The organism is Promicromonospora xylanilytica (assembly GCF_054782895.1).
Genome location: NZ_BAAGRP010000003.1, coordinates 1 through 21,642 on the forward strand (window position 1 = coordinate 1; position 21,642 = coordinate 21,642).

The following is a 21,642-nucleotide window of genomic DNA, read 5'->3' on the forward strand; positions in this document are numbered from 1 at the left end:
TCCCAGCAGGGGATGGAACCCGCGCACCCTTTCGGGTGGGCGGGTTCCATCCCCTGACTGCATTCCCGGAACAATCCCCGGGCCAGCCCGTCGGGACGTTCGTGGGCAAGACGTCCCCGGCCGGCGCGCCGAGCACCCAGCTGCCGCCGCTATCGTGACTGTGTGAACGCAGACACAACCCGCACAGGCGCGGGCACCACCAGCAGCCAGACCGCACGCACCACCGAGTCCGCGTGGCGCAGGGACCACTTCGTCTCCCTGCTGCGTTTTGCTGAGGGATCGATCCGCGAGGACGGCGCTGCCTGTTGGCTTGACGATCGGGGGCGTCCTGACGAGTCCCATCCGGTGGAGACGTGGATCACGTCGCGGATGGCGCACACCTTCGCCGTCGGGCACCTGCTGGGCGTGAGCGGGGCAGAGCAGTACGCGACGCGAGCTGTCAGCGGGCTCCAGGACGTGCTGGCTGATCCTGAGTTCGGCGGCTGGCTGGCGTCCCGCGGAGAGGGCGACGACCTGGTCGGCACCAAGGAGGCCTACGCGCACGCCTTCGTCGTGCTCGCGGCCTCGACCGGCAAGATCGCCGGCATCCCCGGCGCGTCAGACCTCCTCACCAAGGCCCTCGCCGTGCTGGACGCGCGCTTCTGGGAGCCGGAGCAGGAGCTGCACCTGGACGAGCGTTCGCGCGACTGGTCCTCGGCGTCGGACTACCGCGGCGTGAACGCGAACATGCACTCCGTCGAGGCCTTGCTGGCGGCGCACGCCGCGACCGGTGACGGGCTGTGGCTGGACCGTGCGGCGGCGATCGGCGATCGGGTGGTGAGCTGGGCGGCTTCGAACGACTGGCGGATCCCCGAGCACTTCGACTCGGCCTGGAACCCGCTGCTCGAGTACAACGCGGACCGGCCGCACGACGCCTTCAAGCCGTACGGTGCGACGCCTGGCCACGGTCTCGAGTGGTCGCGGCTGCTGCTGCAGATCGACGCCGAGGCCGGCACCGCGGGTGCCCGTACGGAAGCTGCCGTCGCACTGTTCGACCGTGCGGTCGAGGACGGCTGGGACACCGACGGCGGTGGCTTCGTCTACACCACCGACTGGTCGGGCACGCCGGTCGAGGCGCGCCGCTTCCACTGGGTCGCTGCCGAGGCGGTCGCCACCGCCAACGTCCTGGGACGGGTCACCGGGGAGGCGCGCTACACCGAGCTCGAGAGCGAGTGGTGGGCCTGGATCCAGGAGAACCTCATCGATGCGGACCACGGGTCCTGGCACCACGAGCTCGACACGGAGAACCAGCCGTCGGGCCGCACCTGGGTCGGCAAGCCCGACGTCTACCACGCCGCTCAGGCAGCGATCCTGTCCGAGCTGCCGCTGACCGGCTCGTTCGCGGCCTCGGCGCAGCAGGCGGGCCAGATCCTGGCCTGACGGCGCCGGGCGCCCCTCACCGCGGGAGCACCGTCACCTCAGCAGCCTTGACGACGAACCACAGTCGTTCTCCCGGCACCGCGCCGAGCTCGGCGACGGCAGCCGGTGTGAGGTCGGCGGCTATCCGTTCCGGGGCGGACGGGAAGCCGGGGCGAGCCCACATCCGCAGCAGCGGACCGTGCGGCTCGATCCCCGTCAGCAGCACGGGAAAGGCGTTCCGGGGACTGCCGCCCGGCGGCTCCCGGTGGACCGACACCGCTCGTGGCTCGAAGAGGGCGACGGCCTCGGTGGCGGCGGAGAGCGACTCCTCCGTGGTGCCGTGGACGTCGCCGAGCGCGGTGGTCAGCACCGCACCAGAGCCTGGGCCGGTCTCCGCCGCGCCATCCGCCGCGGTGCGTGCACCCGCGACCCTGCCCCCGAGCAGGTTCACGCCGGCGAAGCGTCCACCGAACGTCGACCGTGGCCGGGTGAGGACCTCCGCTGCGGGGCCGTCCTCGACCACGCGCCCCTGCTCGAGCACGATGACGCGGTCGGCCAGCTGGGCGACGTCCAGGAGATCGTGCGTGACGAGCAGCGTCGTGCGTGGGGCTGTCCGGTGCGCCGCCTGGAGCAGATGCCGGGCGTGCTGGGCGGCACCGACGTCGAGGGCGGAGAACGGTTCGTCCACCAGCAGCACGTCAGGATCGGTGGCCAGGGCGCGCGCTATCGCGACACGTTGTGCCTGACCGCCCGAGAGCTCGCCGGGACGTCGGTCGGCCAGGTGGGCGCCACCGACGTCGGTCAGGAGGGAGCGAGCGAGGGTGCGCGCCGCGGCGCGGGGCGTTCCGCGCGAGACGGGGCCGAAGGCCACGTTGTCGGCGACGGACAGGTGGCGCAGCAGCAAGGCGCGTTGCCCGAGCCAGCCGACCCGGCGGTCGCGCGGCGGTGCCGTGGGCACGCCGGGACCCGCCAGCCTGCGGTCACCGAGCGTGACCGCGACGTCTCCGCCGTGGCCGCCCAGGCCGGCTACCGCCTGGAGCAGCGTGGACTTGCCGGCGCCGTTCGGCCCGAGCACCGCGACCACCTGCCCCGGCGGCACCTCGAAGGAGACGTCGACGCCGCGTTCCGGCACCCGGACGCGCACGCTCAGCGCGACGGCCGGCCGGGCGTCGTGGCCCTGCTCGTCCCCGGCGGCGTCGAACAGGCGCCCGCCGTGCCCGGCCCCATGGTCGCCCGAGGTAGCAGGGTCCCCCGCGGCCCGAGCGCCTGACGGAGCCCCACCGCGCGCGGCTCCGTTCGCCCCCGCCGCGTCCGGCCCGACCCGCTCGGGGACCTGGGGGAACCACGGGCCGTACGCGGCGACGATGATCGCCAGCGCGACGACCACCAGCACGAGGGAGAGCGCGACGGCGGCGTCGGAGTCGGAGGAACGCCGGAGGTAGATCTCGAGGGGCAGGGTCTGGGTGACGCCCTGGAGCGCGCCCGCGAACGTGATGGTCGCGCCGAACTCGCCGAGCGCCCGCGCGAACGCCAGGACGGTTCCTGAGACCAGGGCCGGCGCGAGCGCGGGCAGCGTGACCCGCAGCAGCACACGGGTTGGCCGGGCGCCGAGCGTCGCGGCGACGTCCTCGTGCGCGGTGTCGTGGGACCGGAGGGCGCCGTCGAGCGTCAGGACGAGGAACGGCAGGGCCACGAACGCCTGCGCGAGCACCACGGCCGCCGTCGTGAACGGGATGCGGACACCCAGGACCTCGAGCACACCGCCCAGCAGCCCGCTGCGTCCCAGCAGGGTGAGCAGCGCCAGGCCGCCCACCACGGGTGGCAGCACGAGGGGGAGCAGGAGCAGCGCGCGCACCACCCGGCGCCCCGGGAACGACGTGCGGGCCAGCAGCAGCGCGAGCGGCACACCGAGCGCTACGCACAGGACGGTCGCGACGACCGAGGTGCGCAGCGACAGCCAGAGGGCGTCGCGGGCGCCGGGAGCAGTCAGGAGCGGCCAGAGCGAACCGACGTCGACGCGGGTCAGGAGCGACGCGACCGGCAGCACCACCAGCAGCGCACCGAGGGCTGCAGGTAGGGCGACCCAGCGCGGCAGGCCGTTCACGGCGTGCCGAACCCTGCCTCCGCCAGCGCCGACCGGCCCTCCTCGCCCGTGACCAGGGCCACCCACTCGTCGGCCAGGTCGGGGGAGGGCGGGTCGGCCAGCACGGCCAGGGGGTACCGGTTGACGACCTCGGCGGCTTCGGGAGCGGGGACGGTCTCCACGTCGTCCGGCTCCGTGGCGGCGTCGGTGACGTAGACGAGGCCCGCGTCGGCCTCGCCCAGGGCGATCTTGGCCAGCACGTCCGTGACGCTCGGCTCCGCGCTCACCGTGTGCGGGGTGACGCCCGCGGCGTCGACCACGGCGGCGGCCGCACGGCCGCAGGGGACCTCGGGGGCGCAGAGCACCACGTCGACATCGCTCCGTCCGAGGTCGGCAAGGCTCCGGACGTCGGAGGGATTGCCGGTCGGCACGACGATCGTGAGCACGTTCGTCGCGAAGAGCCGTGGCGTGGTGACCAGTCCGGCGTCCGAGAGGCGGGCCATGGCGGTCTCGTCCGCGGTGGCGACGACGTCGGCGGGGGCACCCGCCTCGATCTGGTCGGCGAGGTCGGCCGACCCGCCGAACGAGATGGTGACCTCCACGCCCGGGTGCGCCTGCTCGAACCTGGTCGCGAGCTCGGCGAACGGGGTGCGCAGCGAGGCCGCGGCCAGCACGGTCAGGTGCTCGCCGCCGGACGTCGAGGCGCAGCCCGTCAGCACCAGGCCGACGCCCAGCGCCAGGCTCGTGGCCGGTGCGAGGGCCCGGCGCGGCGAGCCGGGTGGCAGCTTCGCGAGTCTCGACACGGTGCCGAGGCTATCCCGACGCACGCCGTGGGCGGCGTACAGGAGACAATGGGAGGCATGAGGATCTCCGCACGAGCCGACTACGCCGTCCGGGCAGCCGCCGAGCTGGCGGCTGCCGACCACGACGGACCCGTCCGCGCCGAGGCCCTGGCCCGCGCGCAGGACATCCCGCACCGTTTCCTGGAGGGGATCCTGAGCGATCTGCGTCGCGACGGGCTCGTCACGAGCCACCGTGGCGCGGGCGGCGGCTACCGGCTGGCCCGGGCTGCCGACTCGATCACCATCGCGGACGTCGTGCGAGCCGTGGACGGGCCGCTCGTCTTCGTCCGCGGCAACCGGCCGTCCGACCTGGAGTTCCAGGGCCCGGCCGCGCCGCTGCTCCACGTGTGGGTGGCGCTGCGCGCCAACGTCCGAGCCGTGCTGGAGGCGGTCTCGCTCGCCGACCTGGTGGCGGGCACTCTGCCCGACGACGTCCGCGCGCTGACCCAGGGCGACTCCGCCTGGGCCAACTCCTAGGGAACCGGCGGACCCCGTGGTCAAGGGTCGGCCGACGTCCGGCGCTTATGTCGACTTATCCGATGCGTGATATGACTGTTGTTTCCGACCGGGATAGGCGGTTACTCTGACTCCCGGCCGTCCGTTGCGGCCGCTGCCGTATCCCCGGACGTGGAAGGTCGATGACCATGAGAACCCTGATCCTGCTGGCGCTCGTCGGCCTGGGCGCCCAGCTGGTGGACGGCAGCCTCGGCATGGCCTACGGCGTCACCTCCACCACCCTGCTCCTGGCCATCGGGACCAACCCCGCCGCGGCGTCGGCCACCGTGCACCTCGCCGAGATCGGTACCACGCTCGCCTCGGGCGCCGCGCACTGGCGCTTCGGCAACGTGGACTGGAAGGTGGTGGCGCGCATCGGCATCCCCGGCGCGATCGGCGCGTTCGCGGGCGCCACGTTCCTGTCGTCGCTCTCGACGGAGGTCGCCGGCCCGATCATGTCGGTGATCCTGCTGGGGCTGGGCCTCTACGTGCTGCTCCGCTTCACCGTGCAGGGCCTGCCCGCGCGCTCGGACAAGCCGCTGCGCCGTCGCTTCCTCACCCCGCTCGGCCTCGTGGCCGGCTTCATGGACGCCACCGGTGGCGGCGGCTGGGGCCCGGTCGGCACGCCCGCGATCCTGGCGAGCGGTCGCATGGAGCCGCGCAAGGTGATCGGCTCGATCGACACCAGCGAGTTCTTCGTCGCGATCGCGGCGAGCATCGGCTTCTTCGTGGGACTCAGCGGTGAGGGCATCGACGTGACCTGGGTGCTCGCCCTCCTCATCGGCGGCCTGATCGCGGCGCCCATCGCGGCCTGGCTGGTGCGCCTCGTGCCGCCCCGTGTCCTCGGCTCCGCCGTGGGCGGCGTGATCATCCTCACCAACTCGCGCACTCTGCTGAACAGCGACTGGATCGCTGCCTCCGACGGCGTGAAGATCGGCGTCTACATCGTGCTCTGGGTCGGCTGGGCCGCCGCCGTCGCGTGGTCGGTGCGGGCGCACCGCCAGGCCAAGGCCGCCGAGGCGGCGCAGCCCCAGAAGCCGGAGGCCGATAGCGTGTCGGTATGACGTCCGACCGGGTAGCGGTGATCACGGTGTCCGACCGGTGCGCACGCGGGGAGGCGGAGGACCGCTCCGGCCCGACGGCGGCGCTGCTGCTCCGGGAGGCAGGGCTCACCGACGTGCGCAACCACCTGGTGCCCGACGGCGTCGAGTCGGTCCGGGACGCCGTACGGGCCGCGCTCGACGACGGTGCCCGGCTGGTGATCACCACCGGCGGCACGGGCATCACCCCGCGCGACCTCACTCCCGAGGGCACGCGCGTGGTGCTCGACTACGAGGTCCCCGGGATCGCGGAGGCCGTGCGCCAGCAGGGCATCGCGGCGGGAGTGCCGACGGCCGCGCTGTCCAGGGGCCTGGCCGGCCTGGCCACCGGTGCCGACGGGGCACGGGCACTCGTCGTGAACCTGCCAGGTTCGTCCGGCGGCGTCCGGGACGGGCTCGAGGTGGTGCTCACCCTCTGGCCGCACGTCCGCTCCCAGCTCGAGGGCGGCGACCACTGACCTCGTCAGCGGTACGCCCACGAGCAAGAGGGGTCAGCCGCCCGCGAAGGGCGGGAGCACGTCTACCGTGACGCCGTCGGGGATCGCTGCCGCGTCCGACGTCGCCCGGGAGCCCGCGACCAGCAGCGCGCACCTCGGCAGCACGGCGCCCAGCCCCGGGCGCGCCGCGGCGAGGGCGGCGCGGAGGGCGGCGACCGACGTCGGCCCGCCGAGCTGTTCGGTGGTGACCCCGGCGGCCTCCCTGGCACCGGCGAAGTAGCGGACGGTGATCATTCCCCACGCTCCCAGCCGCCCGACTTGCCGCCCGTCTTGCGCTCGAGGCGCACGCCCGCGAGCGAGACCGACTTGTCCAGGCCCTTGACCATGTCGACCACGGCGAGCCCGGCCACCGCGACCGCGGTGAGCGCCTCCATCTCCACACCCGTGCGGTCCGCGGTGCGGACGGTCGCGGAGATCACCACGCCGTCGTCCGTCACCTCGAGGTCCACCGCCGCGCCGTGCACACCGATCACGTGCGCCAGCGGCAACAGCTCCGGCGTCCGCTTGGCCGCCGCGATGCCCGCGATGCGAGCGACCGCCAGCACGTCGCCCTTCGGCACCGCACCGTCGCGCAGGGCCCGCACCACCTCGGGAGCGCACCGGACAGTGCCCGACGCCGTCGCGGAACGGATCGTCGGCTGCTTGGCGGTGACGTCGACCATGCGGGCCTGACCACGGTCATCAAGATGCGTGAAGCTCACGGGACCAGGGTGTCACGGACGCGGACCGCCCGGAACGACGGTGCGAGTGAAGTGACCGAGGTGCACCGTGGAACCGTGCGGTCGAGACCAGGCTGCCTGGACCTCAGGCGAGAGGACGACCCATGAGCAGCGACGGCTGGACCAGCCACCCCGGCGAGGCCGTGCGATGAGGGCGGTCGTCACCGGAGGTGCCGGGTTCGTGGGCAGCAGGGTGTGCGAGGCGCTCGTCGACGCCGGGGCCGAGGTGCTGTGCCTCGACAACCTCTTGACGGGGACACCCGGCAACGTGGCAGCCCTCCGCGGGCACCCCGCGTTCCGGTTCGAGCACTGCGACGTCGCGGACGGTCTCACCTCCCGCACCGTCCGGGCCGCGCTCCGGTCCCGCGTCGACCTGGTGTTCCACCTCGCCTCACCGGCCTCGCCGATCGACTACCTGGAGCACCCGATCGAGACGCTCGACGCGGGGTCGCGCGGCACCCGCGCGGCGCTCGACGTGGCCCGCGAGCACGACGCGCGCCTCGTCCTCGCCTCCACCTCGGAGGTGTACGGGGATCCACAGGTCCATCCCCAGACGGAGGAGTACTGGGGGAACGTGAGCAGCGTGGGCCCACGCAGCGTCTACGACGAGTCCAAGCGGTTCGGTGAGGCGCTCACCGCCGGGTACCGGCGAGCGTTCGGGACGGACACGGGCATCGTGCGGATCTTCAACACCTACGGGCCCCGCATGCGGGCGCACGACGGGCGCGTGGTGCCGACCTTCGTGCGCCAGGCGCTCGCGGACGAGCCCCTCACGGTCGCGGGCGACGGCAGCCAGACGAGGTCGCTCTGCTACGTCGAGGACCTGGTGGCCGGCCTGCTGGCCTTCGCGCACAGCGGTCACCCCGGGCCGATGAACCTCGGCAACCCGCACGAGCTGACCGTCGCCCAGATCGCCGCCGACGTGATCAGGGCGGCAGGGTCGGCGTCGTCCGTCGAGTACGTCGAGCGGCCCGTCGACGACCCCGGCATGCGCTGCCCCGACATCACCCTGGCGCGTGCCGAGCTGGGCTGGGAACCTCAGGTCGCGTGGACGGACGGTCTGGCCAGGACGGTGTCGTGGTTCCGGACCCGGTCGCGGGGAGCTGCGTGAGCGCGGACTCGCACGCCGCGACCACCTCGTCGACGGGCACCTGAGCGAGCGCCGGGTCCAGGCGTCCCGCGTTCGGGTCCCGCGGCGGCGCGTCGCGGTCGCCGTGCCAGACGACGACGTGCCGGGGTAGATCGATGACAGGGCCCCACAGCGCAGGCGGCGTCGGCCCGAACAGCGTGACGGACGGCGTGCCGTACGCGGTGGCGAGGTGGGCTACCCCCGTGTCCCCGCTGACCAGCAGCCGGGCGGTGGACACCAGGTCGGCCAACGCGGGGAGGCCGAGCTGGCCGGAGGCGTCGCGCACCGCCTCGTGCCGCCCCGCCTCCTGCCTGACCCCGGCGCACAGACCCCGTTCCGCCTCCGACCCGGTCAGGACGACGCGGTGGCCCTGGGCGGTGAGGGCCGCGACCACCTGAGCCCACCGCGAGGCGGGCCAGCGGCGTGCCTCGGCGGCCGCACCCGGGTGGACCACCACCTCCGCCTGCTCGCCCACCTGGGTTCTTCCCGCCAGCGGGTCCGAGGGGCCGAGCCGCAGGTCCTCCGGGTCGCACGGGCCGCCCATGCTCCGCACCAGCCGGCACCAGCGCAGCACCTCGTGCTCCGCCTCGTCCCAGTCGGGGCCGACGTGACCTGCCTCGGCGTTGCCGAAGGCGACCAGGGCGTCCGGTCGGGTCGCCTGCAGCACCCGGTGGCTCTCCGGCCCTCGGCCGTGCAGGTTCACCGCCAGGCAGCCCGGTGCGTCCTGGGCACCCCCGGGGCCGGCCCAGGGCCAGGGCAGCTTCGACAGCCCGCGCGTCGGCAGCACGGCGTCCACCACCCCGTGATCGGCCAGCCACCGGCCGATGGGCTGCGGCGCCGCGAGCACGACCCGGTGCCCCGGCCAGGCCCGCCGCACCCCCCGGAGCGCCGCGACCCCGGTCAGCGCGTCGCCGAGCCCCAGCGCGCGGAGCACGAGCACGGTCATGGCACGCTCCCGACGGTCGACGCGCTCATGGCCACGACGCCTCGCCCGACGCCATGACGAGCATCTCCCGGATCTCGCTCCCCTGGGGCTGCGTCAGCGCGGTCACCACGGCGGCGGCTGTCGCGGCGGGGTCGTTGAGGTCGGCATCGGGGCCCGGCTTGTACTGCTCGGTGCGGCCGTCGAAGAACGGCGTCCGCATCCCTCCGGGAATCAGGCACGTGACCCCGACCCGGCCCGCGTACTCCGCCGCGAGGGCCTGGGTGAACCCCCGGATGCCCCACTTCGACGCGCAGTACGCCGTCGCGTCGCCGGCACCGCGCAGCGCCAGCGTCGAGGCGACGGTGACCACGGTCCCGCGGCGTTCCTCCAGGTACGGCAGGGCCGCGCGGACCATCGACACGGTGCCGAACAGGTTGACCCGGACCACGCGCTCCCAGTCCTCCGGCTCGATCTCCAGCAACGGGCCGCACGCGTCGATGCCCGCGGCGGTCACCACCGCGTCGGGCGGACCGACCTGGTCCACGAGCGAGCGCACGGCGGCCTGCGCGGCTCCGGGGTCCCCGAGGTCGGCGCCCGCGAAGGGAACGTCAGCCGTCGGCTCGGCCAGGTCGATCACGGCGGGCGTGCCACCGACGGCGGCCAGCACGTCGACGAGCGCCGCGCCCAGCCCCGAGGCGCCGCCCGTGACGAACACCGTGCCGACCGACCTCGGTGCGAGCGGCGAGCGTGCGGGAGCAGGAGCGGCGGACGGTGTGCCCGCGGTGGTGGTGGCTGCGGTCATGATGACCTCCTCATGGTCGGTGGGAGAGCGGCGGGAACGGGATCGGACGCCCGGACCTGGCTGACGAGCCCGGTGGTCGAGCGGCCGGGGAGATAGGGCAGGGTCACGACGCGCCCGCCGTACGAACGGACGACCGCAGCCTCCGGCAGGTCCGACCAGGTGTAGTCGCCGCCCTTGGCCCAGACGTCGGGCCGCAGCGCGGCCACGGCGTCGGACGGCTCGTCGTCGTCGAGCACGACCACCGCGTCGACACACCCGAGGCCCTCCAGGACCCGAAGCCGGTCGGCCAGGGGCACGAGGGGCCGCTCGGGACCCTTGAGGCGCCGTACGGACCGGTCGGAGTTGACCAGCACCACGAGGTGCTCGCCCAGCTGCCGTGCGGCGTCGAGCATGCTGACGTGGCCCGCGTGCAGGAGGTCGAAGCACCCGCTCGTCGCGACGAGCACCCCACCACGCGCGCGCAGCCGGGCACCGAGCTCTGCCAGGGTCTCCGAGTCGTTCCGCTCGGCCGGCGGAACGGCGGCCTCGCGGGACCGGCGAAAACCGTCGGCCCCACCCGAGGCCACCCAGGCGCTCGCTGCGACCACACCCTCCCGGACGGCGGTCGTGGCACCGTCTCCGCGGGACAGCCGGTCCACCACCGTCGCGGCGAACCGGTCCCCGGCCCCGCAGGCGTCGGCGCCGTGCACGGCCCGGGTGGGCAGGTGCCGCACCACGTTCTGCTCGGTGCCGGCCTGCTCGGTGCCGGCCTGCGCGACGAAGGCGCCCCGGTCTCCCGCGGTGACGCTGACGGCCTGCACGTCCCAGGCCCTGCGCAGCAGGTCGGCCACGGCAGGTACCCCGGTGTCCGCATCGGCGGGCCGTCCGGGGAGCTGTCGCGCCGCGCGTTCGGCCTCGGCCACGTTGGGCGTCACCAGCGCCGCGCCGGGGACCGGCGCACCGCCGCGGGGGTGCGGGTCCCAGACGAGCGGCACACGCTCCGCCGACTCGGTGAGCAGCTCCCGCAGGAGCGGGTCCCGGGTCACCCCGCCGCCGTAGTCGGCGACGAGCACGGCGTCGCAGCCGGCGACGGCCTCGCGCACGCGGCGCACCGTCGCCGGGTCGACGCCGACCGGGGTCCCCGGCCCGCCGTCGTCGACCCGGACGAGGCCCTGTCCGGAGCTCCGGACGCGGGTCTTGCGGCGTGTCGGTCCGTCGTGGCCCAGCGCGACGAGCGTCACGTCGGCGAGCTGGTGGCGCAGCTCCTGGCCGGCCGCGTCGTCGGCGACCGGCGCGACCAGCACCACGTCGGCACGTTGCGCGCACAGGAGAGCGGCGAGCCCCGCGCCGCCGGGGCTCTGCCGCACCTCGGTCACGTCGACGACGGGCACCGGCGCGTCGGGTGCGAGCCGTGTGACCGAACCGTCGACGTCCCGGTCGAGCAGGACGTCCCCGACGACGGCGATGCGCGGCCGGGCAGGGCCGGTACCGGACCGCCTGCGCGAGAGGTCCCCGACGGGCGAGCCGTTGCCGGTCATGCGCGCACCCCCGTCCGTTGCCCGGCCGTGCGTACCCGCGCGCGGGCGGCGACCTGGGCGTCGAGCACCGCGCACAGCGTGTGGGCGACGACGAGGTGGACCTCCTGCACCGCCGACGTGGACACCGACGGGATGGCGAGCGCGTCGTCGCACAGCGCGGCGAGCGGGTTGGGCGCCTGGCCCGTGAGGGCCCACGTGGTGAGTCCGAGCTCGTGGGCCCGGCGCGCCGCGACGAGCACGTTCGCGCTCGACCCCGACGTGGACAGGCACAGCAGGACGTCTCCCGGCCTGCCGTGTGCCGCGACCTGCCGGGCGAACATCTCGTCCTGGCCGTAGTCGTTGACGATCGCGCTGAGGCTGGAGGTCTCGGCGTGCAGGGCGATCGCGGCGAGCGGCACGCGTTCACCCTCGAAGCGGCCGACGAGCTCGGCGGTCAGGTGCTGGGCCTCCGCGGCGCTACCGCCGTTGCCGGCGACCAGCAGGCGGTGACCGGAGAGCAGCCGGTCGGCGAGGTCCTGTCCCCAGGACTCGATCCGGCCGAGGCTGGCGGTCACGTGGTCGAGGCCGGTCGCCAGATCGGCGCGATGGCGGCGCAGCCAGCTCCCACCGCTGGAGGCGTCGGGCGGGAGGGCGGTCGGACGGATGGGCTCTGCACTCATCGGATACCTCCTGCGGAAACCAGCGGAGCGTCCGTCGCGGGCCGCTGCGGGCGGGACGCACGGGCGGACGGGGAACTGATGACCTCCGTGTAGGCCTCGGCCGTCTGCCGGGCCACGGCGGCCCAGCCGTACCGGCGCTCGGCGCGGACGCGGGCGGCGGCGCCCAGCCGGAGCCGGAACCGGTGGTCCGCGAGCCGCCGCAGCGCCTCGGCGACGGCGGCGGGGTCACGCGGCGGCACGAGGAGGCCGGTGCGTTCGTGCACCACGGTGTCGAGCATGCCGCCGACCGCGGACGCGAGGACCGGCAGGCCGCACGCCGCGGCCTCCAGCGGCACGATGCCGAACGGCTCGTACCAGGGCGTGCACGCCACGACATCGGCCTCGCGGAGCAGCCCCGGGACGTCGTCGTGCGAGACGGCGCCGAGGAACCGCACCCGGTCGCGGACGCCCAGGCGCTCGGCCAGGCCGCGCAGGCGGCGCACCTCCGGGTCGTGGTCGAGCTCGCCGAGGGGCGGCCCGCCGGCGACCAGCAGCTCCACCGGCGGGCCTTGACCGTGATCGAGCCGGGCGAGCGCCTCGATGACGGTCGCCACGTCCTTGCGCTCCACGAGCCGGCCCAGGGACAGCAGCCGCAGGGGAGCTCCGTCGTCGTCGGCGCGGGCACGGGTGGTGCTCGGCGTGAACACCCCGAGGTCCACACCGCACGGCACCACGCGGACCCGCTCGTCCGTCGCCCCCATCCGGCGCAGCTCGCCGACCTCGTCGCGACAGGTGGCGACGACCAGGTCCACGTCCTGGCACAGGGTCCGCTCGAGGGCGATCCGCGCGGTGGGGCTGGTGTCGGCGGCGCCCTGGTAGCGGCGCTTGACCGAGCCCAGCGCGTGGAAGGTCTGGACCACCGGGACCGTCGGTCGTCCGGTGCCGTCAACCGGCCGGCGGGTGGCGCGCAGTGCCGCCAGGCCGGACATCCAGAAGTGGGCGTGCACCACGTCCGGCCGGGCCTCGGGGTCCTCGAAGCGGACCGCGAGGTCGTCGCCGAACGGCTGCATCCACCGCAGGAGCTCGTCCTTGGGCAGTCGTTCCGGCGGGCCTGCGTCGACGTGCACGACGTCGACGCCGTCGGCGAGGGGGACCCGTTCCGGGAGCTCCGGGTCGTCCCGCCGCGTGTAGACGTCGACGGTGTGCCCGTCCGCGGCGAGGCGCTGCGCCAGCGCCGCGACGTGGACGTTCTGTCCACCGGCGTCCGCGTCGCCGAGGACGGCGAGCGGGCTGGCGTGCTCCGAGATCATGCCGATCCTCATGGCGACACCTCCTGTGTCAGCAGCGTGGTCCAGCGGTCGAGGAACAGGTCGAGGGGGTAGTGGGTGAGGACGTGCTCACGGGCGGCCTTGCCGTACGCGGCGGCCTCGGAGGGGTCGGCGAGCCACCGTCGGGCGACCGCCACGAGCTCGTCGGGATCGGCGCTGAGCACCCCGGCCTCCGGGGGGACCGCGGCGTACGCGGCAGTGACGGGCAGCGCGAGGACGGGCAGGCCCAGCGCCATGGCCTCCAGCAGGGCGAGCCCGAGGCTCGTCCACCGGTACGGGTGCAGATAGGCGCGGGCACCCGCGAGGCGGGAGTGCAGCTCCAGCTGCGGCAGGTCGTACAGCCGGCCGGCGGTCCCTGCCGCCGTCGGGCCGAGGGGCGTGAGGTGTTCCGCCAGGAGCTCCGTACCCATGCCGTACACCTCGGCGGGGACCTCGCGGGCCACGTGGAGCAGTACGTCCGTCCCGGCGGCTCGCCAGCGACGGACCGGCTCGTTCACGACCGCCGCGACCCGCTCGCGCTCGCCCGTCCAGCGGTTGCCCGGGTCGGGGATACCGTGCTCGATGACGGCGGTGCGCGCGGGGCCGGTGTCCCACATCAGGGCGTTGAACCGGGTGACATGGACGATCGGGACCCGCCCGTCGGCGACGGCGCCGACGTCCGCAAGCGGGTGCCGGGTGGCGGCGGCGGGGCCGCCGGGCGCGTCGTGCTCCAGGTAGACGGCGGGCACCTCCTGCCCGGCGCGGCGGCCGGTCCACTCGTACAGGAGCGCCGCCTCGTGGGGCCGCTGGAGCAGCACGACGTCGACGCCCTCCGTGTCGAGAACGTGCCGGAGGTCCTCCGGGTCCACCTCCCGGACCGAGTCGGGCCAGTCCCACGTCCTGGCCCGCCCACGGCCGTCGGGCGGTCGCCCGGGCAGCACGGGCACGAGGTACTCGTGCTGCCCCTGGACGAAAGCGGTGGTCCACGAGCCGTGGACGTGCCACAGCAGGATTCTCATGATGGCCACCCCTCGGCCCGGGGCCCGCCGGCGGCGGCCGGCGCTCGCGGCGGCAGGTGGGTCAGGCGCGCGACCGCCTCGGACACCTGCTCCGGCGTGACCGACGAGAGGCACGGATGACCCGGCACGGGACAGGTGCGCGCACGCGTGCCGCGGCACACCGAGCCCTGGTCGCCGAGGACGAGCCGGGGCACCCCGTAGGGTGCCCACCGGTCCGCCGGGACGACCGGGGCGAACAGGCTGACCACCGGCGTCCCGACGGCAGCGGCCAGGTGGGCGGGACCGGTGTTGCCGACCACCACGCAGGCCGCCGACTCCAGGACCGCGGCGAGCTCCGCGAGGTCGGTGCGGCCCCCGAGGTCCGTGGCGTGGCCACCGGCCACGTACGTGGTCAGGTCGCGCTCCGCGGCGGAGCCGGTCACGAGCACGTCCCAGCCGTCGCCCGCCAGGCGCGCCGCCATGGCCCGCGCATCCTCGGGCAGCGGTGCCCGGGCGGGCACGGACGCGCCCGGGTGGACGACGACGGAGCGCTGTCGCCAGGCGCCGCCGACGCCCAGCGTGTGCTCGGCGCGCGGCGGCACCGCGGGCAGCGGACGGCGGACGGCGAGCAGGCCGTCGTCACCCACCGCCAGGCGGGCGCCCGCCCGCTCGGCCAGCTCGAGGGCCGCCTCTACCTCGTGCAGACCGGGTGCGCGGCGGTGGCGCACGTCGAGCAGGGAGCCGGGGTAGTCCTCGCTCACCCCGACGATGCGGCGGATGCCCGCCAGGCGGGCCAGCAGCGCCATCGGGAGAGGCGACTGGTGGAACGACGTGAAGACGACCGCGAGCTGGTAGCGCCGGGCGATCAGACCGGCGACGAGGTCCAGTACGGCCTCGGCGGAGACCGGGGGCGGCTGGGCCCCTGTCCACGGCGCGTCGAACCGGAGGACCTCCGTGACACCGGGCAGCAGCTCCGCCGCCTGGACACCGGAGCGGGAGACCAGCAGGTCCACCTGGTCGTACGTCGCGGCCAGCGCGCGCACGGCGGGACCGGTCAGCAGCACGTCCCCGTCGCTGTCGAGCCGGACCGCGAGAACACGGACACGGTGCTTCGCAGGAGTCATAGCAGTGTCACCACCTCGTCGAGAGTGGCGGCCACCACGGGAGCGGCTGTCAGCTCCTCGCGTCTGGTCACCTCGGTCGGTACCAGTACGGCGTGCGCGCCGGACGCCACGGCGGCGCCCACGTCCGAGCCGATGTCGCCGACGACCGCGCACTCGGCCGGCAGCACGCCGAGCTCCGCGGCCGCCCGCAGCACGAGACCCGGCTCGGGCTTGCGGCACGTGCACTCGTCCTCGGGCCGGTGCGGGCAGCGCTGCCAGGTGCCGAACGGGCCGAGCAGCCGGCGGACCCGTTCGTCCACCGCGTCCACCTGCGCGCTCGTCAGCAGGCCCCTGCCGATGGCGGACTGGTTGGAGACCACCCCCACCCGCAGCCCGTCGGCCCGCAGCAGGTCCAGCACCCTGCGGGCGCCCGGCACGGGCACGACGGCGTCCGGGTCCCCGTTGTAGGGCACGTCGTGGACGAGCGTGCCGTCCCGGTCGAACAGGACGGCACGGACCGGCGGGGGCCAGGCCGGTACGCGACCGCCGAGCGTCCGCCAGCGCCAGGTGCCGCGCAGACGGTGGGCCACGGCGGCGAAGGGGATGAGCACACTGGTCAGGACCATGCGCCGCAGCTCGGGGCCGTGACCGTCGTCGCCTCGTCGTGGACCGGGCGCCACTCGCTCGGCGGCGAACGCCCCGGTGAGCCCCGCCCACACCGATCCGGCGAGCACCGTGCCGGCGCGTGCCGCACGGGAGCTCGGCACGGCGAGGCAGCCGAGCGCGGTCAGCCCTGCCGTGACCGTCGCCACGTGCCGGGGCAGGCGGCCCCGGCCGGCTCCGGTGAGCCTGCGCCAGTCCCGGCCGTGGAGCGAGCGCAGCAGGGCGTCGTCCGCGTTGCCTGCCTGGGCGCGCACGCTCGCCAGGTTCCCGGCCGGCCGGACCGGGTGCTCGACGAACCGGACGCCGCGCTCGAGGTCCCAGCCGGCCCGGCGGACGCGGAGCGCCAGGTCCGCGTCCTCGCGGTATGCCCGGCGGAAGCGTTCGTCGAATCCGTGCACCGTCCGCAGGGCGGCCCGGCGGTAGACCATGTCGGCCGTCGCCCACGCCGCGGTCTCCAGTGCCGCGGTGTTGCGTTCGAGATCCGTCGGGCACCGGTCCCGGGGCAGCGGCACCACGATCCTGCCCTGCACGCCCGCGACGTCGGGGCCGGCCGCCGCCAGGTCCCGCTCGAGGGCGGCGGCCCAGCGCTCCGGCACCACCACGTCGTCGTCGAGGAAGGCCACCCACTGTGTCCGCACGCTGCGCCAGCCCACGTTGCGGGCGGCGGCGGGGCCCCGTCCGCCGGTCCGGAGCACGCGGACGCCGGGGACCGGGTCGGGCCCCAGGTCGAGAGCCGGGTTCCGTCGGTGGCCCGTGCACACGCGGTCGTCGACCACGACGACCTCGACCGGCCGCGGGCCGCCTGCGCAGGCGGTGCGCAGGGAGTCGAGCAGCGCCGGCAGCTCCGGGCGGCCCACGGTCGGGACCACTACCGAGAAGGACGCGGTCACGTGGCACCTCCGGACGGCCGCGCGGCCGTGAACACGTCCGCTCTCCGGACCAGGTGCGGTCCGAGCACCAGGAGGTCGACGGGCGCGGAGCCGAAGAGCTCGAGCGCGTCACGAGGGCTGTCCACCATGGGGCGGCCGGCGGTGTTGAGGCTCGTGTTGACCACGACGGGCAGGCCGGTGCGGCTCCGGAACGCCCGGAGCATCGCCTGGAGCCGGGGCTGCGTGCCGTCCACGGTCTGGATCCGGGCCGTGCCGTCGACGTGCACCGTCGCGGGGATCCGGTCCCGCCAGCCCGGGGCCACGTCGTGGACGAACAGCATGTACGGGCTGGGTATCGGGCCGCCGGAGAAGATGTCCGCCGCGTCCTCGAGGAGCACCATGGGGGCGACCGGCCGGAACTGTTCCCGGCCCTTGACCACGTTGAGCCGTTCGGTGTTCGACCGTGGGCCGGGGTTGGCGAGCAGCGAGCGCTGCCCGAGCGCGCGCGGCCCGAACTCGGACCGGCCGTCGAACCAGGCCACCATCCCGTCGTCGGCGAGGACCGCGGCTACGCGGTCGGGGAGGTCGGCGGGGGTCGTGAACGGCACGCCGGCGGTGCGCAGCGCGGCGGCCAGCTCGTCGTCGGACCACGAGCGGCCCAGCGCGGCGGACGCCATGGGCACGGTGCGCACGCCCGCCTCGGCCGTGAGCTGCAGGGCGGCGCCGAGCGCGGTGCCGGAGTCGCCGGCGGCCGGCTGGACCCAGACGTGCTCGAACGGGGTCTCACGCCACAGCCGGGAGTTGGCCACGCAGTTCAGCGCGGTGCCGCCCGCCATGGTCAGCGCGCTGTCGCCGGTCCGCTCGTGCAGCGCCGTGGCCAGCTCCACGAGGAGCTCCTCCAGGCGCACCTGGACGGAGGCCGCGAGGTCGGCCTGGTCGGGCGGCAGGCCGCCCGAACCGGTCGGCTCCCGCAGCGTGCCGGGCGTCGCCGGCTGCGTCCAGCGCGACCAGTCGGGGGCCTCGGCCACGAACCCGCCGTCCGGCGTGGTACGCAGCAGCTCCCGCAGCTCGGGCAGGAACCGTGGGCGGCCGTACGACGCGAGCGCCATCACCTTGTACTCGTCGCTGGACCGCAGAAAGCCGAGGTGCTCGGTGAGGGACTCGTAGACAAGACCGAGGGAGTGCGGCAGCTCCTGGCTCGCCAGCACCTCCAGCCGGCCGTCGGTGTACCGGCCCGCGAGGTAGGAGGAGCGCTCGCCGCGGCCGTCGAGCGACATGACGCTGCACGTGCGGTACGGGGAGGCGAGCGCGGCCGACGCGGCGTGGGCGACCTCGTGGGGCACGAAGCGCACGGTGGCCGGGTCGAGCCCGGGGAGCGCCGTGGCGATGAACTGGGGCGCCCGTTCGGCGTACTGGCGCCGGAGCCAGTCCCACGGGTCGGGCAGCCCCATCTCGTCGGCCGGCTTGGCGAGCGCCGGGTCGAACGAGTACGCGACCGCGTCCAGGTCGTTCGGTGCCAGCCCTGCGGTGTCGAGGCACCAGCGCATCGACTGTTCCGGTAGCTCCCAGGCCGCGAACGGGACGGGCCGCTTGCCGTGCTTGCGCCGGCTGAACCGTTCCTCCTCGGCCGCGGCGAGCACGTGGCCGTCCACGACGAGTGCTGCCGACGGATCGTGAAAGAGGGCGTTCACGCCGAGAACTCGCACAGTGACCTCCACGGATGGTCGTCACCGGGCTTCTTCCGGTTCCTCTACGTTCGCTGCCCCCCGGAGCACTCGCATCTCGAACCGTCGCCCCGCGTGACATTCGCCGTCGGAGGTATGTTCCTGCAGGTCAGCGCCGTGCGAGGTCCTCCGTCGCCGGTCCTTCGAGCAGGGTCCCGTCCGCGGCGAAGCGGGATCCGTGCACGGGGCAGTCCCACGACTGCTCCTGGTCGTTCCACCGCACGACGCCGCCGAGGTGCGGGCAGGTCCTGGACACGTGCACGGTGCCCGGCCGTCCGCCCGAGGGGCGGGTGGTGGCACAGGCCCAGCCGGCGGTCTGCTCGCCGAAGGTGGCAGCGGTGCGGGTCGTCGGCCGGGGCGGCCGGGCCAGCGGTTCGAGCGTCGGGCCCCACTCGACGGGTTCGCCGAGGAGCCGGCCGGCGAGCGCCAGCCCGGCGGCGGCGGCGTTGGTGAGGCCCCACTTGGCGTACCCCGTCGCGACGAGCACGCGGTCGTCGCCGGGCAGCACGGGACCGACGAGCGGCAGGCCGGTGTCGCTGCTGTAGTCCTGGGCCGCCCACGCGTGCCGAGGGGCACCGACCGGGAGGTGGGCGCGGGTCCACTCGTCGAGTGCGGCCAGCCGCCGGTCGGGTCGGGCTTCCCTGCCGACGGTGTAACCCTCGCCGCCGACCATGAGCAGGCCGTCGGCCAGGCGCAGGGAGCGCACGGGCGACCCCGCCGTGATGGACATGGTGTCGGCGAAGCCGGGCGGCAGCGCTCCGGGGTCCGCGACGTCCCAGGTGGTGAGCAGGCTCCGGCCGGCCTCCAGCCGGAGGAACAGGCCGCCCAGGCGGCCGGGCGGGACTCCGGTGGCGAGCACCACGCGGTCGGCCAGCACGGTGCCACGGTTGGTGCGCAGCGCGACGCCCGAACGGAGCCTGCGCACCTGCCGGACCCGGACGCCGTCGTGCACCGGTACCCCACGGGACCGCAGGCGGGCGCTGAGTGCCGAGAGCATGCGCAGCGGGTCGACCTGGCCCTGGCCGGGCAGCCGCACCGCACCGTAGGTCTTCGTGGGGTAGGGCGGGTCTTCCTCCCACTGCGCGCCGGCGACCCCCTGGCGGGCACAGGTCGCGAGCACGGCGTCGACGTCGGCCACCTGCTCCGGCGCGGTGGCCACGGTCAGGTCGTCGCGGTTGTCGACGGGCACGTGGAGGTCCTCGAGGGTGCGGCGCAGCCACCCCAGGCCCGCGAAGCCGGCCGCGAGGTAGTCCCGTACGACCTCGTCGCCGTACCGCGCGACGCGCGCGAGCCGGGTGCCCTGCAGCACCGAGAGCTTGCCGGTCGAGCGGGCGGTGGTGGTGGACCTGGCGGTGCCGGCGTGGAGCACCACGACGTCCGCTCCGCCGTCGGCGAGCAGCTGGGCCGTCACGACGCCCGTGAGGCCGGCACCGACCACCACGACGTCGGCGCGCAGCGGGCCGGGGGCCAGGAGGTTCGGCGCGTCCTCGACCGCGGGGCCCGGTGCCGCCGTCACGTCATGGGGAGTCTCGCTCACGGTGCACCTCCGGTGCCGGTGGTCGGTCGCTGCGGGCGACTTCAGGCTGGCACGAGGCCTGGGCACTCGCAGCGCGCCAGGGACGGCGGGAGGCTCGCCCGGGCTGTCGAAGACGGTGAACCGCTCTACAATCGATGGCGCGGAGTCATGAAGCGGCTCCCGGTCCACACCGGATCTGGGAGGTTGAGATGGCCTCATTCCCACAGCCAGCACTCAGTGTTGTGGACGGCGCCGGAGGAGATGCCGCGACACCGTCCCCGAGCTTCTCGGCGGGCGATCTGGCACACGCCCTGGGCCTCGGTACCAATCTGCTGGTCGGCCGGTTTCGCGTCGACCTCACGTCAGGCGGCTGGTGGTGGTCCGACGAGATCTACACCATGCACGGGTGGAAGCGGCACGAGGTGGAACCATGCCTCGAGGCGCTGCGCTCGAGAAAGCATCCTGACGACCGGAGCCGGATCGTCCGCGCCGCCGCCGAGGCGCTGCGGCTCGGCCGGCCGTTCGCGTGCTCGCACCGGATCGTCGACCGCAAGGGCCGTACGCGTTCGGTGGTCGTCATCGGTCAGGGCGTGCGGGGTGGCCCGGACCGGTCACCGGAGCTGGTCGGATACGTCGTCGACGCCACGCCGGTCCAGAAGGAGGTGCTGACCCGGCGGTCGGAGGGCGTGGTGACACGGGCCTTCGTCAGCCAGGCCGTGATCGAGCAGGCCAAGGGAGTGATCATGGCGGTTCGCGGAGTCGACGAGGAGACGGCCGGTCACCTGCTGCTCGACGTCGCGAGCAGGGTGAGCATCCCGCTGCGGCTGGCGGCGGACCAGGTCATGACCAGGCTGCGCACCGAGGGTCAGACCGGCATCACGCAGGCGGCGCTGACCCGCGCGCTCGACGGCGTGGAGCCGGTGGGCAGGCCGCGCGGGCACGACCCGCTGCTCACCCGGCGGCCACGCACGGCGGCGCGCTGAGCGCTGCCACCGGCAGGACCGGCCTCGGGGCTGGACCGGCTAGTGCGCCGAGCGGCGGGCGGCGATCCGCAGGGCGGCCTTCGACGCCCCCTTCGCCGCCAGGCGCTTGGCGAACACCGCTGTTCCCGCGGCGACCGCCGCGAACACGGTGGCCTGCACCAGGTCCAGCTCCGGGTCGTCCGGCTTGTTGGGCGCGTCGTTGCCCGTCACGCCCTTCCAGATCATGCTGACCGCCTTCTGCGCGGCCCAGCCGGCCGCGAGCGTCAGGGCGAGCGTGCCGACCTTCTCGGCGAGTGTCTGTTCCGTCTCAATCTGGGCCACCTTCACACCGTAG

Annotated in this window: 21 protein-coding genes; 6 read left to right on the forward strand and 15 right to left on the reverse strand. The window is 74.8% G+C overall.

The window, feature by feature from the left end; translation table 11 throughout:
- Positions 1 to 162: 162 nt before the first annotated feature.
- On the forward strand, positions 163 to 1,419 hold the full coding sequence (locus ACYVK7_RS03590; protein WP_460886314.1) for an AGE family epimerase/isomerase: 1,257 nt from the start codon (positions 163 to 165) through the stop codon (positions 1,417 to 1,419).
- Positions 1,420 to 1,435: 16 nt separating this feature from the next.
- On the opposite strand, the gene ACYVK7_RS03595 is transcribed toward ACYVK7_RS03590, so the two are convergent.
- Both ACYVK7_RS03595 and modA read right to left on the reverse strand, forming a co-directional pair.
- Complete coding sequence (locus tag ACYVK7_RS03595) at positions 1,436 to 3,502, reverse strand: ABC transporter permease (RefSeq protein ID WP_460886315.1); 2,067 nt, start codon at positions 3,500 to 3,502, stop codon at positions 1,436 to 1,438.
- Complete coding sequence (modA, locus tag ACYVK7_RS03600; RefSeq protein ID WP_460886316.1) at positions 3,499 to 4,284, reverse strand: molybdate ABC transporter substrate-binding protein; 786 nt, start codon at positions 4,282 to 4,284, stop codon at positions 3,499 to 3,501. Before modA ends, ACYVK7_RS03595 begins: the two co-directional genes overlap by 4 nt.
- A 57-nt stretch (positions 4,285 to 4,341) precedes the next feature.
- On the opposite strand from modA, the gene ACYVK7_RS03605 reads away from it, so the two are divergent.
- The 3 genes from ACYVK7_RS03605 to ACYVK7_RS03615 all read left to right on the forward strand — a co-directional run bounded on the left by ACYVK7_RS03605 (position 4,342) and on the right by ACYVK7_RS03615 (position 6,376).
- Positions 4,342 to 4,800: an RrF2 family transcriptional regulator gene (locus ACYVK7_RS03605; RefSeq protein WP_460886317.1), complete on the forward strand. Its 459-nt coding sequence runs from the start codon at positions 4,342 to 4,344 to the stop codon at positions 4,798 to 4,800.
- 167 nt (positions 4,801 to 4,967) lie between these two features.
- Positions 4,968 to 5,882 carry a sulfite exporter TauE/SafE family protein gene (locus ACYVK7_RS03610; protein WP_460886318.1) on the forward strand — a complete coding sequence of 305 codons (915 nt, stop codon included), beginning with the start codon at positions 4,968 to 4,970 and terminating at the stop codon, positions 5,880 to 5,882.
- The gene (locus ACYVK7_RS03615; protein WP_460886319.1) at positions 5,879 to 6,376 is read left to right on the forward strand and encodes a MogA/MoaB family molybdenum cofactor biosynthesis protein; all 498 of its coding nucleotides are present in this window, start codon (positions 5,879 to 5,881) and stop codon (positions 6,374 to 6,376) included. Before ACYVK7_RS03610 ends, ACYVK7_RS03615 begins: the two co-directional genes overlap by 4 nt.
- Before the next feature lie 33 nt (positions 6,377 to 6,409).
- Here the strand turns inward: ACYVK7_RS03615 and ACYVK7_RS03620 are convergent, their stop codons facing one another.
- Positions 6,410 to 6,649 (reverse strand): MoaD/ThiS family protein, encoded by a 240-nt coding sequence (locus tag ACYVK7_RS03620; RefSeq protein WP_460886320.1) that lies wholly within the window; start codon positions 6,647 to 6,649, stop codon positions 6,410 to 6,412.
- Positions 6,646 to 7,116, reverse strand: coding sequence for a cyclic pyranopterin monophosphate synthase MoaC (moaC, locus tag ACYVK7_RS03625; protein ID WP_460886321.1), 471 nt, complete (start codon positions 7,114 to 7,116; stop codon positions 6,646 to 6,648). Before moaC ends, ACYVK7_RS03620 begins: the two co-directional genes overlap by 4 nt.
- 166 nt (positions 7,117 to 7,282) lie before the next feature.
- Between moaC and ACYVK7_RS03630 the strand changes: the two genes are divergently transcribed.
- Positions 7,283 to 8,245, forward strand: coding sequence for an NAD-dependent epimerase/dehydratase family protein (locus ACYVK7_RS03630; RefSeq protein ID WP_460886322.1), 963 nt, complete (start codon positions 7,283 to 7,285; stop codon positions 8,243 to 8,245).
- Here the strand turns inward: ACYVK7_RS03630 and ACYVK7_RS03635 are convergent.
- From ACYVK7_RS03635 to ACYVK7_RS03680, 10 genes are all read right to left on the reverse strand, one after another.
- Positions 8,139 to 9,209, reverse strand: coding sequence for a glycosyltransferase family 9 protein (locus ACYVK7_RS03635; protein WP_460886323.1), 1,071 nt, complete (start codon positions 9,207 to 9,209; stop codon positions 8,139 to 8,141). The genes ACYVK7_RS03630 and ACYVK7_RS03635 overlap by 107 nt on opposite strands.
- Positions 9,210 to 9,234: 25 nt before the next feature.
- Positions 9,235 to 9,990 (reverse strand): SDR family oxidoreductase, encoded by a 756-nt coding sequence (locus ACYVK7_RS03640; protein ID WP_460886324.1) that lies wholly within the window; start codon positions 9,988 to 9,990, stop codon positions 9,235 to 9,237.
- Positions 9,987 to 11,507, reverse strand: coding sequence for a PfkB family carbohydrate kinase (locus ACYVK7_RS03645; protein WP_460886325.1), 1,521 nt, complete (start codon positions 11,505 to 11,507; stop codon positions 9,987 to 9,989). Before ACYVK7_RS03645 ends, ACYVK7_RS03640 begins: the two co-directional genes overlap by 4 nt.
- Positions 11,504 to 12,166 carry a D-sedoheptulose-7-phosphate isomerase gene (locus ACYVK7_RS03650; protein ID WP_460886326.1) on the reverse strand — a complete coding sequence of 221 codons (663 nt, stop codon included), beginning with the start codon at positions 12,164 to 12,166 and terminating at the stop codon, positions 11,504 to 11,506. The genes ACYVK7_RS03645 and ACYVK7_RS03650 overlap by 4 nt, the downstream gene beginning before the upstream one ends.
- Entirely contained in the window at positions 12,163 to 13,467 is a 1,305-nt protein-coding gene (locus tag ACYVK7_RS03655) for a glycosyltransferase (RefSeq protein WP_460886327.1), read from the reverse strand. The genes ACYVK7_RS03650 and ACYVK7_RS03655 overlap by 4 nt, the downstream gene beginning before the upstream one ends.
- Complete coding sequence (locus tag ACYVK7_RS03660) at positions 13,464 to 14,471, reverse strand: glycosyltransferase family 4 protein (RefSeq protein WP_460886328.1); 1,008 nt, start codon at positions 14,469 to 14,471, stop codon at positions 13,464 to 13,466. The genes ACYVK7_RS03655 and ACYVK7_RS03660 overlap by 4 nt, the downstream gene beginning before the upstream one ends.
- The gene (locus ACYVK7_RS03665) at positions 14,468 to 15,574 is read right to left on the reverse strand and encodes a glycosyltransferase family 9 protein (RefSeq protein WP_460886329.1); all 1,107 of its coding nucleotides are present in this window, start codon (positions 15,572 to 15,574) and stop codon (positions 14,468 to 14,470) included. Before ACYVK7_RS03665 ends, ACYVK7_RS03660 begins: the two co-directional genes overlap by 4 nt.
- Positions 15,571 to 17,106 carry an HAD-IIIA family hydrolase gene (locus tag ACYVK7_RS03670; RefSeq protein ID WP_460886330.1) on the reverse strand — a complete coding sequence of 512 codons (1,536 nt, stop codon included), beginning with the start codon at positions 17,104 to 17,106 and terminating at the stop codon, positions 15,571 to 15,573. Before ACYVK7_RS03670 ends, ACYVK7_RS03665 begins: the two co-directional genes overlap by 4 nt.
- On the reverse strand, positions 17,103 to 18,776 hold the full coding sequence (locus ACYVK7_RS03675; protein WP_460886331.1) for a carbamoyltransferase family protein: 1,674 nt from the start codon (positions 18,774 to 18,776) through the stop codon (positions 17,103 to 17,105). The genes ACYVK7_RS03670 and ACYVK7_RS03675 overlap by 4 nt, the downstream gene beginning before the upstream one ends.
- 142 nt (positions 18,777 to 18,918) lie before the next feature.
- Positions 18,919 to 20,346 (reverse strand): FAD-dependent oxidoreductase, encoded by a 1,428-nt coding sequence (locus ACYVK7_RS03680; RefSeq protein ID WP_460886332.1) that lies wholly within the window; start codon positions 20,344 to 20,346, stop codon positions 18,919 to 18,921.
- Positions 20,347 to 20,534: 188 nt separating this feature from the next.
- On the opposite strand from ACYVK7_RS03680, the gene ACYVK7_RS03685 reads away from it, so the two are divergent.
- Positions 20,535 to 21,308 carry a PAS and ANTAR domain-containing protein gene (locus ACYVK7_RS03685; protein WP_460886333.1) on the forward strand — a complete coding sequence of 258 codons (774 nt, stop codon included), beginning with the start codon at positions 20,535 to 20,537 and terminating at the stop codon, positions 21,306 to 21,308.
- Positions 21,309 to 21,347: 39 nt separating this feature from the next.
- Here the strand turns inward: ACYVK7_RS03685 and ACYVK7_RS03690 are convergent, their stop codons facing one another.
- Positions 21,348 to 21,629 carry a DUF4235 domain-containing protein gene (locus ACYVK7_RS03690; RefSeq protein WP_460886334.1) on the reverse strand — a complete coding sequence of 94 codons (282 nt, stop codon included), beginning with the start codon at positions 21,627 to 21,629 and terminating at the stop codon, positions 21,348 to 21,350.
- Positions 21,630 to 21,642: the final 13 nt, after the last annotated feature.

Bases quoted from the DNA above. Each gene is read 5' to 3' on its own strand.
- ACYVK7_RS03635 (WP_460886323.1), bottom strand. From the start codon at position 9,209: ATGACCGTGCTCGTGCTCCGCGCGCTGGGGCTCGGCGACGCGCTGACC.
- ACYVK7_RS03610 (WP_460886318.1), top strand. From the start codon at position 4,968: ATGAGAACCCTGATCCTGCTGGCGCTCGTCGGCCTGGGCGCCCAGCTG.
- ACYVK7_RS03665 (WP_460886329.1), bottom strand. From the start codon at position 15,574: ATGACTCCTGCGAAGCACCGTGTCCGTGTTCTCGCGGTCCGGCTCGAC.
- ACYVK7_RS03655 (WP_460886327.1), bottom strand. From the start codon at position 13,467: ATGAGGATCGGCATGATCTCGGAGCACGCCAGCCCGCTCGCCGTCCTC.
- ACYVK7_RS03630 (WP_460886322.1), top strand. From the start codon at position 7,283: ATGAGGGCGGTCGTCACCGGAGGTGCCGGGTTCGTGGGCAGCAGGGTG.
- ACYVK7_RS03615 (WP_460886319.1), top strand. From the start codon at position 5,879: ATGACGTCCGACCGGGTAGCGGTGATCACGGTGTCCGACCGGTGCGCA.
- ACYVK7_RS03620 (WP_460886320.1), bottom strand. From the start codon at position 6,649: ATGATCACCGTCCGCTACTTCGCCGGTGCCAGGGAGGCCGCCGGGGTC.
- ACYVK7_RS03685 (WP_460886333.1), top strand. From the start codon at position 20,535: ATGGCCTCATTCCCACAGCCAGCACTCAGTGTTGTGGACGGCGCCGGA.
- ACYVK7_RS03645 (WP_460886325.1), bottom strand. From the start codon at position 11,507: ATGACCGGCAACGGCTCGCCCGTCGGGGACCTCTCGCGCAGGCGGTCC.
- ACYVK7_RS03660 (WP_460886328.1), bottom strand. From the start codon at position 14,471: ATGAGAATCCTGCTGTGGCACGTCCACGGCTCGTGGACCACCGCTTTC.
- ACYVK7_RS03605 (WP_460886317.1), top strand. From the start codon at position 4,342: ATGAGGATCTCCGCACGAGCCGACTACGCCGTCCGGGCAGCCGCCGAG.
- ACYVK7_RS03650 (WP_460886326.1), bottom strand. From the start codon at position 12,166: ATGAGTGCAGAGCCCATCCGTCCGACCGCCCTCCCGCCCGACGCCTCC.
- ACYVK7_RS03640 (WP_460886324.1), bottom strand. From the start codon at position 9,990: ATGACCGCAGCCACCACCACCGCGGGCACACCGTCCGCCGCTCCTGCT.